At 67.6% G+C, this 14,937-nt stretch carries 17 protein-coding genes and 2 pseudogenes; 5 read left to right on the forward strand and 14 right to left on the reverse strand.

Going from position 1 to position 14,937, the window contains the following annotated elements; genetic code table 11:
* Nucleotides 1-10 precede the first annotated feature (10 nt).
* Both ACFVKT_RS06080 and ACFVKT_RS06085 read left to right on the forward strand, forming a co-directional pair.
* Nucleotides 11-544 (forward strand): TetR/AcrR family transcriptional regulator, encoded by a 534-nt coding sequence (locus ACFVKT_RS06080; RefSeq protein WP_385727955.1) that lies wholly within the window; start codon nt 11-13, stop codon nt 542-544.
* A gap of 254 nt (nt 545-798) precedes the next feature.
* Nucleotides 799-1,032, forward strand: a pseudogene (locus ACFVKT_RS06085) (IS630 family transposase); the annotation flags it as partial.
* A 50-nt stretch (nt 1,033-1,082) separates the two neighbouring features.
* On the opposite strand, the gene ACFVKT_RS06090 reads toward ACFVKT_RS06085, so the two are convergent.
* Nucleotides 1,083-1,430 carry a DUF6924 domain-containing protein gene (locus ACFVKT_RS06090; protein ID WP_385727958.1) on the reverse strand — a complete coding sequence of 116 codons (348 nt, stop codon included), beginning with the start codon at nt 1,428-1,430 and terminating at the stop codon, nt 1,083-1,085.
* A 123-nt stretch (nt 1,431-1,553) separates the two neighbouring features.
* On the opposite strand from ACFVKT_RS06090, the gene ACFVKT_RS06095 reads away from it, so the two are divergent.
* Nucleotides 1,554-2,105 (forward strand): hypothetical protein, encoded by a 552-nt coding sequence (locus ACFVKT_RS06095; protein ID WP_385727959.1) that lies wholly within the window; start codon nt 1,554-1,556, stop codon nt 2,103-2,105.
* A gap of 863 nt (nt 2,106-2,968) precedes the next feature.
* A complete protein-coding gene (locus ACFVKT_RS06100) occupies nt 2,969-3,184 on the forward strand; it encodes a DUF6243 family protein (RefSeq protein ID WP_385727960.1) in 216 nt (71 codons plus the stop codon).
* Between the two features lie 586 nt (nt 3,185-3,770).
* On the opposite strand, the gene ACFVKT_RS06105 is transcribed toward ACFVKT_RS06100, so the two are convergent.
* The 3 genes from ACFVKT_RS06105 to ACFVKT_RS06115 form a co-directional block, all read right to left on the reverse strand.
* Nucleotides 3,771-4,289: a hypothetical protein gene (locus tag ACFVKT_RS06105; RefSeq protein ID WP_385727961.1), complete on the reverse strand. Its 519-nt coding sequence runs from the start codon at nt 4,287-4,289 to the stop codon at nt 3,771-3,773.
* Between the two features lie 247 nt (nt 4,290-4,536).
* Nucleotides 4,537-4,725, reverse strand: a complete 189-nt coding sequence (locus tag ACFVKT_RS06110) for a hypothetical protein (RefSeq protein WP_385727962.1) — start codon at nt 4,723-4,725, stop codon at nt 4,537-4,539.
* On the reverse strand, nt 4,722-5,054 hold the full coding sequence (locus ACFVKT_RS06115; protein ID WP_385727963.1) for a thiamine pyrophosphate-dependent enzyme: 333 nt from the start codon (nt 5,052-5,054) through the stop codon (nt 4,722-4,724). The genes ACFVKT_RS06110 and ACFVKT_RS06115 overlap by 4 nt, the downstream gene beginning before the upstream one ends.
* A 370-nt stretch (nt 5,055-5,424) precedes the next feature.
* On the opposite strand from ACFVKT_RS06115, the gene ACFVKT_RS06120 reads away from it, so the two are divergent.
* Nucleotides 5,425-7,389, forward strand: a complete 1,965-nt coding sequence (locus ACFVKT_RS06120) for an RICIN domain-containing protein (protein WP_385727964.1) — start codon at nt 5,425-5,427, stop codon at nt 7,387-7,389.
* 924 nt (nt 7,390-8,313) lie between these two features.
* Here ACFVKT_RS06120 and ACFVKT_RS06125 read toward each other — a convergent pair.
* From ACFVKT_RS06125 to ACFVKT_RS06170, 10 genes and pseudogenes are all read right to left on the reverse strand, one after another.
* The gene (locus tag ACFVKT_RS06125) at nt 8,314-8,652 is read right to left on the reverse strand and encodes a transposase (RefSeq protein WP_385727966.1); all 339 of its coding nucleotides are present in this window, start codon (nt 8,650-8,652) and stop codon (nt 8,314-8,316) included.
* A 362-nt stretch (nt 8,653-9,014) separates the two neighbouring features.
* The gene (locus ACFVKT_RS06130) at nt 9,015-9,404 is read right to left on the reverse strand and encodes a VOC family protein (RefSeq protein ID WP_385727968.1); all 390 of its coding nucleotides are present in this window, start codon (nt 9,402-9,404) and stop codon (nt 9,015-9,017) included.
* A 211-nt stretch (nt 9,405-9,615) separates the two neighbouring features.
* Nucleotides 9,616-10,878 (reverse strand): MFS transporter, encoded by a 1,263-nt coding sequence (locus ACFVKT_RS06135; protein WP_385727970.1) that lies wholly within the window; start codon nt 10,876-10,878, stop codon nt 9,616-9,618.
* A gap of 49 nt (nt 10,879-10,927) precedes the next feature.
* Nucleotides 10,928-11,566, reverse strand: a complete 639-nt coding sequence (locus ACFVKT_RS06140) for a TetR/AcrR family transcriptional regulator (RefSeq protein ID WP_385727972.1) — start codon at nt 11,564-11,566, stop codon at nt 10,928-10,930.
* A 26-nt stretch (nt 11,567-11,592) separates the two neighbouring features.
* The gene (locus tag ACFVKT_RS06145) at nt 11,593-11,778 is read right to left on the reverse strand and encodes a hypothetical protein (protein ID WP_385727974.1); all 186 of its coding nucleotides are present in this window, start codon (nt 11,776-11,778) and stop codon (nt 11,593-11,595) included.
* Between the two features lie 25 nt (nt 11,779-11,803).
* The gene (locus ACFVKT_RS06150; protein WP_385727976.1) at nt 11,804-12,289 is read right to left on the reverse strand and encodes a hypothetical protein; all 486 of its coding nucleotides are present in this window, start codon (nt 12,287-12,289) and stop codon (nt 11,804-11,806) included.
* A gap of 27 nt (nt 12,290-12,316) precedes the next feature.
* A complete protein-coding gene (locus ACFVKT_RS06155) occupies nt 12,317-12,619 on the reverse strand; it encodes a hypothetical protein (RefSeq protein ID WP_385727978.1) in 303 nt (100 codons plus the stop codon).
* Nucleotides 12,620-12,767: 148 nt separating this feature from the next.
* Nucleotides 12,768-13,085, reverse strand: coding sequence for a hypothetical protein (locus tag ACFVKT_RS06160; RefSeq protein WP_385727980.1), 318 nt, complete (start codon nt 13,083-13,085; stop codon nt 12,768-12,770).
* Nucleotides 13,082-13,931: pseudogene (locus ACFVKT_RS06165) on the reverse strand (response regulator transcription factor). Before ACFVKT_RS06165 ends, ACFVKT_RS06160 begins: the two are co-directional and overlap by 4 nt.
* Nucleotides 13,932-14,288: 357 nt before the next feature.
* Nucleotides 14,289-14,852 (reverse strand): PepSY domain-containing protein, encoded by a 564-nt coding sequence (locus tag ACFVKT_RS06170; protein WP_385727982.1) that lies wholly within the window; start codon nt 14,850-14,852, stop codon nt 14,289-14,291.
* Between the last annotated feature and the right edge of the window lie 85 nt (nt 14,853-14,937).

Genomic DNA, 14,937 nt, shown 5'->3' on the forward strand with positions numbered 1-14,937 from the left:
GATCCTTTGCGTGGCGCAACTACTGCTGCGCCGCCAGGGCTTCAAGGGGACAGGACTGGCGCAGATCATCGAGGAGTCCGGAGCGCCCCGCGGATCGGTCTACTACCTCTTCCCGGGCGGCAAGGAGGAGATCGCGGTCGAGGCCGTCCGGATCGCCACGGCGGACTCGGTGGCCTTCATCGACGCCACCTGCCAGGCCAGCCACACCGCCCGGCAATGGGTCACCGCGCTGTTCGAGAACTGCTCACGCAATCTGCAGGACAGCGGCTTCACCGAGGGGATGCCGATCACCACCGTCACCCTCGACTCGGTGCCAGGCTCCACCGCACTCACCGCGGTCTGCCGCGAGGGCTACGAGTCGCTGGTGTCGGCCCTGCAAAAGGGTCTGGAAGGTTACGGGGTCTCCTCCGCGGAACAGGCCCGCGGACTCGCCACGCTCCTGCTCAGCGCATGGGAAGGCGCCGCGATCCTCGCTCGCGCCCACCAGTCCCTGGACCCCTTCCAGCAGATCATGCCCCACCTCCTCCCCCTGCTCCCCGAATGAGCGGCCGCTGACTGCAGCGCGATGAAGCAGGAAGCCACGGAATCCAATCCGGTGCTCGCGCCGCGTAGAGGCAGAGCACCGGACCGGAAGGCCAGAATCTCCCTGCCTTCAGCAGGGAGACCAAGTCAATGCTCCTTCGTCTCCTCCAGCACCGTCCGCCCCAGCAGTGCGTACCGTTCCGGCGCGCGTCGCTTCAGGTAGGTCGCGTATCCGAGGCCGCCCACGGCGATCAGTGCCACGGTCCACGGGGTTGCCTTCAACTGTGCTTCACCCCGACCTACGCCTCCTGGGCCAACCTGATCGAAGCCCACTTCGGACCACTGCGGCAGTTCACCATCGTCAACTCCCACCACCCCAACCACACCGTGCAGACCTGGGCATTGCACGCCTGCCTGCGGTGGCGCAACGCCAACGCCCGCCACCGCGACGTCCTGGCCGCCGAACGCCAGGAACGCGCCCGCGTCCGAATCGGGAAGGGCATCCGCTGAGGTGGACGCCCCAGCGCGCCGCAGCCTGACACCACCTGGCGGCCAGTGACTCAGAAGCCTCGGAAGACGCCGTCCTCGTCGACGGCGCCGACGAACTCCTCGAAGTCCCTGTTCGCGCCCGAGAGGTTGTTCTCGATGCTCCACAGCTGGGCTGCCACAACGCGGACACAATGCCCACGCTCACCCCGCAGGTTCATCACGCGGAGCGGCCGTTCATGCGAGGCGAGGGCTTCAGAGTCCGCTAAGACAAGAAGCGGATGGTAGTACTCCGCGGGGATCAGGTCGAGGACCTGGTCGGATGCCAAACCCTCGTATCTCCGGTCATCGACGACTGCGACGTTGGCGAAGACACCGTCCTTGTTGGGCGATAACAGCGACGCCCGCAGAGCGTCCCCCACGCACCGTCTGACGAGAAGTCGGTGCGCACAACGAGCGCTTCCAAAGTGCAGGGGGGCTGAATCATGCGCGGACAGTACCGCCAACCCGGAGAACCAATCCGGTCACAGCACTAGCATGGCCCGATGGCCGGGACGAGCAAGCCAACCGATACGCCAGCGCTTCGCGTGCTGGCCCGAGCCGCCCGCGCGAACCTCGGCGAGTTCGAGCACCGGGTGCGCCGCCGCCCCGGCCTCGGTGGGGCGGCGGCGTGTCTGGTGATCCTCGTCGTCGTCATGAACTTCCTGGTCAACGGTCCGGAGAACGTTTGGGGCCGCGGTGTTGTGGTGGTCGGCCTGCTGATCGTCATCACATGGGGTTATGTCTGGTTTCAGCGCATGCGTGGCGGGCTCTACCTGTTCTCGGAGGGTTTCGTCGATGCCGCCGGCAGACGCGTGGTCAGCGTGGCGTGGTCGGAAATCCGGTCGATAGAGGGAGAGATGACGCAGTTCGCCATTGGCTCGCTCCCGGCGGGCAGCGCTTTCGCCTACGAGGTGGCGTTCACGGCGCGGGTGACCGGCCACGAAGCTGTGTGGAGGTTCAACACCACGTACAGCGACGTAGGTGAGCTCGCCGGACTGATCTCCCGGCGTTCCGGTATCCCGGTGACCGGACTCACCGACCCGTACCAGCTGTGAAGTGGCGTTGGGCAAGCCAAAATCGGCGTTGACAGATCGGCCGGCTTCGGGCCCCCGAACGACCCGACTCATACCCCTCGCCGGCTGCGACGTATCCGGTGACAGCAAGCCTGCCTCGCCCCTCGCCGATGACAAGTAGCGTGCAAATCCAGTAACAACTCTGCCTTGCTGCACCTGACACAAAGACGCAGATCAGCGCCCCTCACCGGTGACATCTATCGTGCTTCGGCTCAACAAGGCGAGCCTGGACACGGTGATGGCGTGGATGCGGATGCCGGACAGCGGGGACCTCATCGCCGTGAGCCCGCTCGGGGCGAATGCTCCCGTCCTGATCGCGTTCACCTCTACCGGCGGACGGACCGGTGCGTGCCCGGTGATCACGTGCCCGACGGCTCCAGCCGACCGTCGCCCGCCAGACGACCACCACCTTCCTCCACAAGAGGAACCGGATCAGCTCGGCCGGTGACTGCACCACTCAGCGGGACACCATCCTCCGTCCGGCAGACCCAGGCCCACGGTCCACGATTCAGCCGCTACCGACAGACGTGACCGGAATGGAGTTGCAGAACCCCAGCTGGCTCCCCTCCATCTGGCGGGGCTCCGTGATGTGAGGGGGCATGGGCCGGTGGCTGACTGGAAGGAATCGGCTGACCCCGGGTGCTCGCTGAAGGCCGGGTCAACGCCGGGGCGGCGAAAAACTGGTGTGCGAGGCCGACGGCACCGGGTAACGTCATGGTCATGTTCTTCCAGACGCTGATTTACGAGTGAGCGTGATGGGCCACTGCTGACGTCCTTCGAAGTCGCCGCGCCCGTCCCTCACCGATGAATCCGTAGATCACTTGACATCATTACCGGGAGAACCCGTGACCGTGAGCAAGAACATCAACAACCCCGTGGGCATGGGCGGCGGCAAGCGCAAGAAGCTGTCCCGCGCCGAACGGCAGAACAACGGTCCGCACCGCAACCTCGACCGCCAGGGTGCTGCCGACCAGAAGGCGGAGCTGGTGCGCAAGATGCGCGAAAAGGTAGGCGCAGCCGAGGGCGGCGGACGGACGAGCGACGACGCCGCACAGAGCTGACGCACCGCCGCCGCAGGGCGGCACCGCATGGGGCAGGGCCCGGACCGCGACGCGCGGTCCGGGCCCTACTGCCGTGCTGGGCGCGGCCGGTCCCGCTCAGCTCTCGGCCGACCACCTGCCGAACCCGACCCTTCGAGAAGAACTGGCCGGGCTGCAACCCGACACGCTTCCGTAACTGCGCGCGGTTCGCCGACGACAGCAAGAACGACGAGTACGCAGCAGGGACGGTGCTGCAGGCCACCTTCGATGGTCAGCCGGGGGCGCGGCCTGGTCCGTGCGCTTCAGCTCGCCCCACGCCGACGCCCTGGGTGCTGCTTCCCCGGCCCATCCGGCCAGGACTCGTCCGAGCTGGCCCGGTTGTGGGACCAGTCGGTGCATCGGGCCCCGATGACGAGAGTCCGGGTCAGCCAGATTGAGTTGGGTGTAGCTCTTTTGGAGGGAGGGCCCACCAGCACAGACCTGCGGGTTCACAAAAGACGTATGCCGTCTGCGCGACCACCGGTCCGCCATGGCCATGTACCTGGCCTGTCTGGCGGACCAACTGAGCGGCCGCGTATAGCTTTCGGTTCGTCGAGTCCGGTCGCGATCAGCGGCGACCGGCCGCCGCGCCGGGGGTGACCGGCCTGGCCTTTCGAACCGGCGTGATCTTGTGCTGGCGGCGAGGCTTGGGCGCGTCGAGCATGCTGACGCCGTTGTAGGCCCGGCTGATGAAGAACAGCGGCCCGGCTACGAACGTCACCGCGATGGTGATGATGCTGACAGTGAAGAGAGTCGGGAGCGACTGCCCCTCAGGCAGGGTCTTTCCGCCCTCGTGGACGGCGTAGGCGAAGGCGGAGACGAAGAGAACCAGACATAGCAGCGCGAGGACGTGGTTCACCGTGCCGACCATGCGAGTCCACGTCTGGTCGCGTACCTCGGCCAGTAGGGACGCCGAGCAGTTGGGGCACTCCAGTTCCACGGTGTGCTTGCCCTTGGCCGGGCGCTTCAGCTGGTAAAGGCCGTCGGACCAGGCGATGGTCCGCGTCCTGGGCTTGATCACCCCGCCCGAAACCGTGTCACTGAGTATGTGTCTGACCGCCACCTGCACGGTGCCCGCTGAGTTCATGACCCCTCCACCACGTGACTCGACCGTCGAAGACGCGCCAGCAGAGTTTCCAGGCCGCGCGTGCCAACTCACAATGGGATCAAGCATTTCTTTCCCTAATCCGGATCATTCGTGACGGCCCGGGTGGGTTCCTGCCCGGGGACCGGCGATCAGCTCGACCTGCGCCGCTTCCGGGCACTGCCGTTCTCTTCCGGTGCTTCTGGATGGTCACAGACGAGCGGTGCAGCAGGTGGCCTGGATCGCCCACCTACGGGCCGCGCGTTGCCCGATCCCCCGGAAGGCCCACGGCAGAATGCTCCACGTTCTCTCCCGTGACCACCCCGACCATCGCAACTTGCTGCCAGAGGGTGAACTGCGGACCGTCCGTGAGGTCGGCGACGCCGTGGTCGGTGTCGACCGAGGGGTAACCGGCCACCATCATCTCGAGCCGGATCATCCCCAGTGAGCCGTTGTTGACGCCACCACCTTGATCGGCAGGTTGTGTTCGGCGACGGTGAGCAGCTCGCCGAGCAGCATGGTCAGTCCACCGTCGTCGGACATCGACACGATCTGCCGGCCGGGCTCGGCGAACGCGGTGACGATGGAGTGCGGCAGTGCGTGGGCCATGGTGCCGTGCCGGAACGAGCCGAGGATGCGGCGCAGGCTGGTTCGTGTTGACGGGCCGCGTACGTCGCGCACCGACGCGAGCACATCGCGGAAACCGGCGCCGTGGCGGCCGTCGCGCTCCGAGGCGGCCCCCAGTAGCGTGCGCTGTCCCACAGACACCGGGCGACGCATGGCGACAGCGACCGACCAGTCCCGAGACACCACACCTGATACGCCCGTTGAGACGCGAGGGTTGACGGTACTTCAGCACCCCTCTAAGTTCACGGCTTGTAAAAAGTCGTGAATCCCTTGTGTCACCCCACTGATCGTCCACCGCAGCCGCAGCCGCAGCCGCAGCCGCAGCCGCATCAGCCTCCCGCCTTCGGAACGCCCCGCCCGATCCAGCGCCCGCACCGCACGCCCGGCGTCGGACGAGCGAGTCTCACCGGCTCACACCTAGTGACAGGCGACATCCCCCACCCGATCAGGAGTTCCCGTGCCTCTGAGACACCCACATTGGTGGCGACCGCGCTCCCGGACCGCCAGTCCCGTGGTGCGCAGCCGTCGGGCCACGCTCGCGCTGACGGCGACGGCGGTCGGCGCGCTGCTCGCACCCGTCGCTCTGACCACAGTGAACGCACCGTCGGCCCAAGCAGTCGGCGCTCCCGTTCAGGTGTACTTCAGCTCGGAGTCGACCGCCTCGGGATTCGGCCCGGCCAACGCGAACTGGTTCACCAACCCGGCGGCGGGGCTCGCCTCCACCCAGTATCAGTTGTCGCGACAGTCCGACCTCACCGCGGTCACCGCGTCGGGCACGGCCACCATCACCGCTGACACGGCCACCCGTTACCAGTCCGTCCTGGGCGTCGGCTCCTCGCTGGAGGAGTCCACGATCTACAACCTGTCCCGGATGAGTGCCTCCGCGCGTACCGCAGCGCTGCGCAAGCTCGTCGATCCGGTCAACGGTGCCGGGTTCAACATCGCCCGGATCCCGCTGGGTTCGAGCGACTTCACCTCGCGGCAGTTCTACACCTACGACGACGGCGCGGCCGACCCGAGCCTGTCGCGGTTCTCCATCCAGAAGGACATCGACTACAAGATCATCTCGGTCCTCAAGGAAGCGAAGGCGATCAACCCCAACCTGCTGTTGTTCGGCAGTGTGTGGAGCCCCCCGGCCTGGATGAAGAACAACAACAGCCTGATCGGTGGCACGCTTCCCGACGCGAACATCCCCGTGCTCGCCACCTACTTGCGCAAGGCCGTCACCGCCTACGCAGGCCAGGGACTGCCGCTGTACGCCGTCACGATGCAGAACGAACCGCTGTTCTCGCCGCCGGACTACCCGGGCATGACGCTCACCGCCGACCAGGAACGCAGGGTTGCCACCGCGCTGCGCACGGAGCTGAACGGCAACGGCGCGTCGGCGACCAAGATCTGGGCCTTCGATCACAACTTCGGCGAAGGGCCGTCCTACACCGCCGGGGTCCTCGGCAATCCCGGCTCACCCAGCAGCGCGTTCAATTCGGTCGACGGCGTCGCCTTCCACGACTACGGCGGGGATCCGACCGCCATGGGACAGGTCAAGTCGAGCTACCCGACCAAGGACGTGGCCATGACCGAGCGCGCCGTGTGGGGCACCGCCGGCGCGGACCGGATCGTCCAGTACTTCCGCAATCAGTCGATCATGTACCAGGACTGGGTCACCATGCTCGACCAGAACCGCAGCCCGGAGCAGTGGTCCGGTGCACCCGACCCGACCATGTTCATCCAGTCGCCGAGCAACCCGGACACGTACTGGGCACTGCCCGAGTACTACATCGTCGGCCAGTTCTCGAAGTTCATCGCCCGCGGCGCCACCCGGGTCCAGACGAACAACGGCACCAGTGGCAATGTCACCAACGTCGCCTTCCTCAACCCCGACGGCAGCCTGGTGACCGTCGTGGTCAACCAGACAGCTTCCAACCAGCCCTTCACGTTGCGGGCCGGCGGCCAGCAGGTCAGCAGCACGCTGCCCGCCAAGACGGTGGGCACGTACATCTGGCCCGACGTCGGCGGGGGCACCAGCGGGCCTGTGGACCCGACGAAGTGGTACACGGTCGCCAACGCCAATAGCGGCAAGTGCGCTGACGACGCGGCTGGTTCGACCGCCAACGGCGCCGCCGTACAGCAGTGGACCTGCGTGTCCGGGAGCACCAACCAGCAGTGGCAGTTCCAGCCCACCGACAGCGGCTACTACAAGGTCGTCAGCCGTAACGCGGCCAACGCCGTCTGGGACGTCACCGGCGGGACGGGCGCCGGCAACGGAGCGAAGATCCAGCTCTGGGCCTACGGCGGCGGTACCAATCAGCAGTGGAAGGCGGTTCCTCAGGCAGGCGGGACGTACACCCTGACGCCACGCAGTAATCCCGCCCAATGCCTGGACGTCACCGATGCCTCCACCACCGACGGCGCCCGGCTCCAGCAGTGGACCTGCTCCGGCGGTACTGCCCAGTCCTTCACCCTCACCCCTCAGTAGGCCCGGATCGGCGCTGCCCAGCGTCCGGCACCCACGGTGGCGCAGGACGCCGGGCAGCGCCACTACAGGTGCGCCATCGAACGAGTTGCCGCACGGGCGGAAGAGCGAAGGGAGCTCGGACGGCTTTCGAACGACGTGGAGACGACGTTGAGCCACCCGTTTGGCAACGAACGAACAGACAGTGATCGCATGGCACGGGCAGCCGAGGTGCTCCAGGAACGTTGAGGGAGCCACCAGATGGATCCCGGAGGGGGCACGCGGGCGCCACCCCACATCGATGCGGTTCAGGTATGGGCAAGTCCGCCTTGCATCGAGTTCCCGATAGAGAACTGATGGCGGACGGGCCAGTTCGATCTGAGGATGAGCCTTGCCATCGATCGGAGCTAGTCGGCGGGCGGCCCACCCTTCGACTGCCGGGACGAGCTCCAGCGGTGCATCGGTTCGGATCGTTGCCGAACGAAATCCGAGAGCGGTCGCGCTGGCGGTGTCAAAAAAGGTGACACCAAACTGCACTCTCGTCGCGGTTCCTACTCGACCCCGAAGCCCTTCCGTCCAGTAGCGGCTGTGAGCGCCGCTGGGGAAGGTCGCCTGTCGGACATCCCAGTCGCTTAAAGCGGCTTGCTTCGCTGAAAACGGTAGTTGTCCTTCGACAGCGAAGATCGTCGCGTGCAGGGCGCTGATCTGGGGCGACTGGGTCGGATGCCAACGGATGCTGCAGGCTCCGGCCGTGTCTGTTCCCAGGAGCGATTAGCCGCAGGCAGGAGTTCCAGGACGGTGGGTTCATCGTCGACGACCAGGAGAGAACCGGAGATCTGGGATGCCGCCTGTGCTGCCGCCCGCTCGGGCTTGTCCATGTCGTCCTCTTGTGATGACGTCGCGCGGAGCACTACGGCAGGTCTTTTGCCGAGCACAGCATTACGTCCTTCAGGAGGCGGACGCGGGAGCGGTGGCTGCCGGCCGCCTCGCATCGCGTCGGGCGGTGACGGACTTGGCCGCGTCGACCAGACCACTGCCAACCGGCGTCGAGTTCGGTGGCGAGCTCGGGCCGCTTCGTACGACGACCGTGGCGGCCGTTGCGCGGCGTGCCGGGGTAGGACGCTTCGGCGGGAAGTGAGCAGGAGCCTCTGCTGACCCCTCCCTGACCAGGGCGTGGTCGCGCCAGCGGCGGAAGAACGCGTAGCCCCGGTCCCACGGCGGGAAATCGGCCGGCATCGCCCGCCACTTGATCCGGTTGTCGACCAGGTAGCGGACCGCGTCCAGCATGGCCCGGTGGCACTACGCTTCCGGCTGGCCGCCCCGGCCCCGCAGCCAGGTCGGCTCCGGCAGCAGCGGCCGGACCACGGCCCACTCCGCGTCCGTCATGTCGGAGGGATACCGCGGAACACGTTCCGGGTGATCGGCCGCGTTTCCTAACCGGTGAGCGACACAATCACACGACGGTGCAGCCGAGTTGAACTCCAACGGCGCGAGCGCGTACAACTGCGGCAACAGGGTCTCCTGGATCTCGGTCGGCTTCGCATCCCCGAGCTACCAAGAGGCCCTGTACTCATACACGCGGCCGGCTGCGGTCACCCGATCGAGACTCCCGTTCGACACACCCTCAAGATCGGACCGACAACAGTCACTCAGCTGCGTTTCTGCACGAACTTCACGCGATGACCCTCAGGATCGCGCAGCCAGGCAAATCGAAGACGTCCATCCGGCGAGTCGGTCGGACCCGCCAGCGGTTCTCCTCCTGCTGCGAGCGCGGTCTGATGCAGGCCGTCAACATCGTTGCACCACAACACGACCTCAGTGTTTTCCCCGGGCGTCGTGGCGATGCCAAAAAGCTCGCTGCCCACGCGGGCCGAGCTGAACCCGATCCGGACGCCAGCAGCCTCCACCTCGACCTGGTGCAGCTCGCCGTCGGACGGGAAGCGAAATTTCTCCGGCATCCCGAGGCTACGGAAGAACGCTACGCAGCGTTCCACGTCGTCGCACCACAGGTTCACCTGAAAAGCCTCGAACACCGCCATGCCCACACGTTACCCACTCAGACAGCTGTTCGAACAGTACGCCCAACAGCTCGGTATGCCAACCGGCGCTAAGGCGGCAGCGGCCGACTGCACTGCTGCAGCCCTGCGCGGTGACGATGGCCGCGGGGTGAGGCTCCCGGACATCCATCGTGCCGTCGGGCCCCGGACATGCTGGGATACCCAGAAACCGGCCCGCGACCATGGCAGCTGATCAGGTCGATGTGCACAGGGGGGCAGGGGAGCTCGTCGCCTGGCGTGCGGTTCGTCGCTCCAGAACCCAGATGACCAGGCCCACGGCGATCAGCGCGGCCGCCATGACGGTGACGCCGCTCCAGCCCCAGAGCGTGAATACGGCCCCGGTTACTGCCGAGGAGATGGCTCCGCCGAGGAAGACGCTGGTCATGTAGACCGAGTTGATCCGTGCGCGCGCGTCCGGGCGCACGGCGTAGATGTCCCGCTGACTGAGGACCTGGTGACCCTGCACGGCGAAGTCCAGCAGCACTCCGCCCAGTGCCAGCGCAATCAGGCTTGAGGCGCCCAAGCCGGCCACGAGCATGGACGCCAGACCCAGGACAAGGGCGGTTGCGCGCGCCACCGTTCCGTGTCCGGCATCCCCCAGGCGTCCGGCGATCGGGGCCGCGGCGGCTCCGGCCGCGCCGACGAGTGCGAAGACGGCGACGCCTGACTGCGACAGATGGTGGCGTTCGACCAGCTCGTAGGTGACGGCGGTCCAGTACGCGGTGAAGGCCCCGAACAGGCACGCCTGGGTGAGTGCCCGCCGCCTGAGGATCGGTTCGGTGCGGCCCAGCTGGATGACCGATGCCAGGAGCGCCCCGTAGCGGGCGGTGTGGGCGGGCTCGCGGACCACCAGCATCTTGGCCAGGGCGAAAGAAGTGATCAGCATGGCGACTGCGGAGATGGCATAGATGCTGCGCCAGCCCCAGGCAGCGGCGGCGAAGCTGGACACCGATCGGGCGAGCATGATGCCCAGCAGCAGTCCGCTGGTGACTTGCCCGACGAGCTTCCCGCGTTCCTTGGGTGGCGCCAGGTGGGCGGCCAGGGGGATCAGTATCTGCGCGACCACCGACGTCACGCCGATTATGGCCGACATGGCGAGGAAGACCCAGAAGGTGGGCGCGAAAGCGGCCACCGCCAGTGCGGCCGCGGTCAGCACAAGCGTGCGGGAGGCAAGCCGCCGGTTCTCCAGCAGGTCGCCCAGAGGCAGCAGGAGGGCCAAGCCCAGCGCGTATCCGACCTGGGTTGCCGTGACGATCATGGTCGCCGTGCCCTGGCCGACATCGAAGGCGCGGCCGATGAGGCTGAGCAGGGGCTGGGCGTAGTAGAGGTTGGCGACGCTCGCCCCGCAGGCGAACGCCAGGGTGATGGTGATCCATCGCAGCGAGCGAGCTCGCACCGGTCCGCCCGACGGCTCGGTGTCGGGCGTCGCGGTGCCAGGCGTGGTGTGAGGCCGCATATGAGCACTCCGCAGCTAGTTACTGAACATTGCGTTCAGAATAAGGCGGCTACTGTGCCCGGGTATTCCCGCTCACGGCGATCCCTGTCAGTACCTGATCGATGCAGCTTTCGGCGAAGGCCTCGTCCAGAGGCTCGTGACCGAAGAGCAGCCGGTAGTAGACGGGGGCGAAGACCAGGTCCAAGGTGGCGGCCAGGTCCAGGTTCGCGCGCAGTTCGCCGCGCTCGATGCCCTCGCGGATGATCTCGGCGGCCACGGCGCGACGCGGCCCGAGCCACTGCTCACGCAGCGCCTGGGCGATCTCGGGATCCGACTGGGCGTCCGCGGCCAACGCGCGCATGAGAGGGCCGGCCGGCGAGTGGGTGAACAGGCGCACGGCGGCCACCGTGAGAATCCGCAACGCCTCGGGCGCGGTGGCGTCTTCGGGAAGGGACCAGGAGCTGGCCGCCCGGAGCATGAACCCCTCCAGGGCGACAGCCCCGCGCGAAGGCCACCACTTGTAGACCGTGGCTTTGCCCACCCCCGCTCGGGAGGCGATCGCCTCCATGGTGGCCGCTCGTAGGCCACCTTCGATCATGAGGTCGCCGGCTGCCGCCAGGATCGCGGCACGTCGTTTTTCGCTGCGGGGACGTCCGGGGCGCGCCGGGGTGCCGCCGACTGTCCCGTCCCGCTCGCCTGCCGTGTCCATGAGTGCTCTCCGCTGCACGAAATCGTCTATTTATTGAACAGATCGTTCAGCTTAGCTGGGTGACGGCTGGCCTGCGGATCGCCGGAGGGCATCTCCACCTCATCGCGAGCCGCCTGCAACTCCGCGTCCGCACCGAGCAGCAGACGCTCGAGTGGAAGACCCGCTACGCGGTCCACTCCGGAGTGGAGGGCGCGGTCAACGAGTTCGCCCATGGAGATATGGCATGCGACGTCGCCGCTACCGAGGACAGGGGAAGGCCCACATCCAGCACGTCCTGACGGCCATCGCGCGGTCATCGAGCAGCGCGGCCCGGTTGTTCGGCGCGCTCTGCGAACCCGGGGTTGCCCGGCCACCCAGCCCCCATCCGCGGGTCCATGTCCGGCCGCCGCGGTAGGTGAGCTCGAGGAGGTTGCCGACCGGGTCCCACCTGTACTCCTCGGTGTAGAGCTCGGTGAGGTCGGGGGCGTTCGCCTGGCTGGGCGCGGCGGCCGGGGCGACGTATGCGCCGCACCGGCGCAGGTCCCCGATCGGGCGCGGGCCGGCGACGACGGCGCAGGCGCGGCCAGTGGCGGCGGGCAGCTGGTAGAGCGCGTCGTACCCGAAGGACCGGACGAGGCTGTCGCGCCCGTGCGGCGTGCCGGCGACGCGGCATCCGACAACGCGCTCGTCGATGCCGGTGAGGTTGCCAGCCAGGTCGTAGGACAACGCGTGGTCCTGCAGCACCGCCCCGGTCCCGGTCCAAGGTCCCGGTCAGGGTGCGTCCGCAGCCGTGGCGCGGGTGCCTACCTCGCTGCGTACCCGGGTCAGCCGCCTGGTTTCCGGGTCGTAGGCGTATCGGACGAGGACGCCGTTCCCATACCGGGCGAGCAGCCGCCGGCCGTGCGCGTCGTGTGCCAGCTCGTGTATGTAGGGCACGCCGTCGACGGTGACGCCGGTGACAGTACCGCCCGTGCCGTACCTCATGCGGAACACCGGCCGGTGCCCTTGGCCCTGCCGGTCGCCGGGGCAGCGCAGCTCGACGAGCCGGTCGAGCGCGTCGTACCGCGTCGTCACCTCGTAGCCGACGGAGTCGAGCGGTGACCCGCACGGCGGCGGGAGGCGTTACGTGGCCGACGGGCACGGCTACGGAGAGATACTGCACGCCACCGATACTGGAGGTGCGTATGTCGGTGGAGCCTGACCGCCCAGCGCCTCGGCGACCTCAGAGTGCTCGCCCACGCTGCTGTGTCTGGGACATGGGGTGGAAGGAGGCGATCAGCTCGCCCTCCCGGCTGACGACGAGCACCTGTCCTCCAATGCGCCGCGCACACTCGGCGACCCGACGGGGCAAGTCCCGCTTCTCCCGGTCGGCCGCCAAGGACAGTTCGGCGAATGCAGACACCGATGCGGCCTCGCCGTGGGCGGCGTCGATGATGCGGTCCCGTTCGGCTCGTGAGTAGACGAAGCCCAGAGGCAATTCGAGGCAGAGCAGGACCAGCACGGCAATGCTCAGGTGGTTGAGCAACAGGCGGCGGGTCACCGCAGAACTCTCCCGAGGGAGCTCGCGCGGGCGGGACCGCCCGGTGACTGCGACGGTTCATGCACCGCAAGCCGGAACCCCACTCCACGCAGTGTCTGAATCCAGTCCGGATGCCCCAACTTGCGGCGCAGGGCGCCCACATGCGTGTCGAGCGTCTTGGTCGGTCCCCGGTAGTGGGGGTCCCCGATCCGATCGAGGATCTGACCCCGCGAGTACACGGGGCCCGGATCCTCACACAGCAACGCCACCAGGTCGAACTCCTTCGGTGTCAGGGCGAGAAGGGTGCGGCCCACCCACACCTGACGCGTGCGAACGTCCACGACCAGCGGCCTGGGAGAGTCCGCGCCATTCGCGCGACGGGCTGAGGGAACGAGGTGAAGGCCGGGGCCGGCGTGACCGATATATCGAGGCCGCCCTGTACGTCGAACATGCCCCATGCGTCGGACGCGCCTCGCGCGCCCTTGCCGAGAAGAGCGTCCGGCCCGTCCTCTGCTGTGTCGTGACGCCTGGTGCGGCGGCAGACTGCTCGAATGCGGGCAACGAGTTCACGGATGCCGAAGGGCTTCGCCAGATAGTCGTCGGCGCCCAGCTCCAGCCCCAGCACTCTGTCGGCTTCCTCGCCCCGCGTGCTGAGAATGATGATGGGGCCTCGCAGACCTGTCGAATGCCCCGGCAGACATCGATGCCGTCCATGTCCGGTAGCCCCAGATCGAGCAGGACGACGTCTCCGTAGGGCCCTGCGAGACCCTCCGCGCCCGTGGCGGCACGGCCGACCGACAGACCGAATCGTTCCAGTCCTTCGATCAGGGGCTCGGTGATCGTGTCGTCGTCCTCGATGAGCAGCACCTGTAGGCCCGTACGACCCGTCTTCCTTCTCACCGATCGGCCCACGGCAGGGCCTGGGCCTGTCCGCTGTGTCCTGTCAGGTACGCACGGCGGATACGCAGCGTTCACGACAGGGGGACACAGCGGTGACGGGAGACCGGCGTCGCCGGGCCCGACGCGAGGTGACGACGGATCGCTGCGGGTCGGTTCGCGCGCCGCGCGCCGCGCGCCGCGCGGCGACGATGCCGAACGCCGCGCCGCGCGCCCGCCCCCTACGACAAGTCGCCCGAAGCCACCTCACCGCCTTCCACTGACGCGCAGCGATTATCTGGATCCGCAGCCGCGGAGCCACATCATGATCGCAACCAAAGGCAGGACCTAGTCATCACTGCCACCGCTGCGGTCGTCGGCCTCGTCGTCGCTGTGATGGCCCCCATGGTCGTCGCTCCCGGCGCGGTCGTCATCACCGCGGCCGTTGTCGTCGCTGCTGCTGCGGCCCTTGTCGTCGTCGCCGGTGTTGCGGTCGTCAGCCCCGTCGTCGTCCGAACTCCCCTCCGCCCTCGTGATCTCGCCGTTGCTCCGGTCGACGTACACCTTGTACCGGCTGCCGTTCTTGAGGATCTTCACGCTCCACGCTGTACGACCGTGTTCCACTTCCGATTCGATCTCTGTGATCGTTCCACCGCCCACGTGTGCGAGGGCGATCTCTCCGGCGCGTCCGCTGCTCACCGTCGGGCCGGCGGTCGCGCTCGCGGTCGGACTCACCGTCACATCGGCCGTCGCATCCGGCGTCGGCATCTCGGTGGATGTCCCGGGTACGGTCGGGGCCGATGATGTGCTCTGGGTGGGTGTTGCGTCCCGGTTGCCGCCAGCGAGAGCGGTGCCGGTGATCGCGGCAACCAGCGCCCCCGCAGAGAGCAGGATCATGGACGTGCGTTTCATGGCGAACCTCCTACGAATGCCGTGTGGTGCTTGGAGGTTCGCGCGAGTCGGGATAGGGCCGCGCTGCGGCAGTGCTAAGAGCGGG

Source organism: Streptomyces sp. NPDC127595, from assembly GCF_042671685.1.
Classification (GTDB): Bacteria; Actinomycetota; Actinomycetes; order Streptomycetales; family Streptomycetaceae; genus Streptomyces.